This is a genomic window from Ruegeria sp. BHSB058 (genome assembly GCF_059613285.1).
In genome coordinates this window covers 1-2,163 of the sequence record NZ_JBXWSF010000174.1, presented here as the reverse complement: position 1 = coordinate 2,163, position 2,163 = coordinate 1, and the positions used below count along the sequence as shown (strand labels likewise).

The following is a 2,163-nucleotide window of genomic DNA, read 5'->3' as shown; positions in this document are numbered from 1 at the left end:
ACGCATCATTGTCTGCGTTGACGATATTGACAACGTGGCCGACCTGTCGGCAGCGGCTCAGAAATACGGTACCGAGTTGGAGGTTTTCATCGAGATTGACTGTGGCGCAGGCCGCTGCGGCGTGACCACAACCACTGCTGTGATTGAAATCGCCAAAGCAGTTCAGGGCGCTCCAAACCTGAAATTCACCGGCATTCAGGCCTATCAGGGCGCGATGCAGCACCTTGATACCTACGAGGCTCGCAAGGAAAAGCTCGACATCGCCATCGCGATGGTCAAGGACGCGGTCGGAGGCCTTAAAACTGAAGGCATCGAGTGCGAGCTGGTCTCAGGCGGCGGTACAGGATCGTATTATTTCGAAAGCAACTCGGGCGTTTACAATGAACTGCAATGCGGCTCGTACGCATTCATGGATGCCGATTATGGCCGCATTCTGGATAAGGATGGAAACCGCATCGACCAAGGAGAATGGGAAAACGCGTTTTTCATCCTGACCTCGGTAATGAGCCACACCAAGGCCGACAAAGCCATTTGTGACGCGGGCCTCAAAGCCCAGTCCGTCGATAGCGGCCTACCCTTTGTCTATGGGCGAAATGATGTGGAATACATCAAATGCTCTGACGAACACGGCGTGATCTCGGACCCGAAAGGTGTCCTCCAGGTCAATGACAAGTTGCGCTTGGTGCCTGGCCATTGCGACCCCACAGCAAATGTCCATGACTGGTATGTCGGCGTGCGCAATGGAAAGGTCGAAGCTCTGTGGCCGGTTTCGGCCCGTGGTAAGGCTTTTTGATCAGATAGCCTCGAGACCTGGGATGCGGTGCTCCTTCTTCTCCGATCTCCGCACTGCGACCACAACAAAGAAAGCACGGTGACAGACATGACTGAAGAAACGGATGGCCTACTGATCGTAAGCGAAGCCTTGTGCGAAAAACTGGTTGGACGAAAACAGGCCTTTGACGCTGTCGAGGCGGTCTTCGCCGCTATGGCGCGTGGCGATGCGTATAACTTTCCTGTCGTCCGCGAGGCAATCGGCTATGCCGACGCGCTTTACGGCTTCAAATCCGGCTTTGATCGCGCCGGTATGGTGTTGGGCGTCAAGTCGGGCGGCTATTGGCCAAACAACATGGACAAGGGCCTGACCAATCACCAGTCCACCGTGTTCCTGTTCGACCCTGACACTGGGAAACTGGCGGCTCTGGTGGGCGGCAACTATCTCACGGCAGTCCGTACTGCGGCCTCATCCTCGATCTCGATCGCCCATTTGGCACGCGAGGATGCTAAAGTGTTGGGCATGGTCGGCGCGGGTCATCAATCCACCTTCCAGCTGCGCGCGGCGGCCGAACAACGCGATTTTGAAAAGGTCGTCGCTTGGAACCCGCATCCAGACATGCTGCCACGCCTCGGGGCTGTCGCCGAGGAGCTTGGCATGGCGTTTGAAGTGGTTACACCAGAAGACTTGGGTGCACTGGCCGACGTCATCATCACCATTACGTCTGCTTTTGAGCCGTTGCTTATGAAAGACTGGATCAAACCCGGAACCCATATCGCCTGCATGGGTACCGACACCAAGGGCAAGCAAGAGGTCGATGCAAACCTCGTTGCCGCGTCCACGATTTTTGCCGATGAAGTCGCTCAATCCGTGTCAATCGGTGAGGCGCAACACGCCACTGCCAACGGCCTGATTTCAGCAGATGATATCACTTCAATTGGTGCCGTAATCAATGGAGACAAACCAGGCCGAACCAGTGACGAGCAGATAACGTTGTTCGATGGTACGGGTGTCGGGCTGCAAGATCTCGCCGTAGCATCAGTCGCCGCCCGGCTGGCAAGGGAACAAGGGTTGGGGTTAGTTGCTTAGGAGGCCCGCTAGCTTCAGTGTGCTACCGTGGGATTTTCACAAACAGGCTAGCGGCTTGCACGGCCGAAAACTAGCATGACCGGTGTTTGTCCAGAGAATGAATTCAGGTTCATGGTTTCGGTAAGATAGGACGCGTGGTTTAGCATGCGTGCAAATGGGGTGGATTCCGGTAGGGGGCAGGATTGTAGTGCTCTGCCTCCTGAAAACTGGATCGATTGAAGCTGGGTTTTTCCGCTAGGTTTCCTTGGCTGGGAAAGGAGCGGAATCGCATGAAAGCATCGAAGTTCACGGAGGCGCAAAAG

2 protein-coding genes are annotated in these 2,163 nt (G+C 55.5%); both read left to right on the top strand.

Annotation, left to right across the window (positions count from 1 at the left end):
* Positions 1–793, top strand: a 793-nt coding sequence (locus AC2FNB_RS21105; protein ID WP_496748687.1) for a DSD1 family PLP-dependent enzyme, incomplete at its 5' end; no start/stop codon positions are given.
* A gap of 87 nt (positions 794–880) precedes the next feature.
* A complete protein-coding gene (gene bhcD, locus AC2FNB_RS21100; protein ID WP_496748686.1) occupies positions 881–1,861 on the top strand; it encodes an iminosuccinate reductase BhcD in 981 nt (326 codons plus the stop codon).
* The last annotated feature ends 302 nt before the right edge of the window (positions 1,862–2,163 follow it).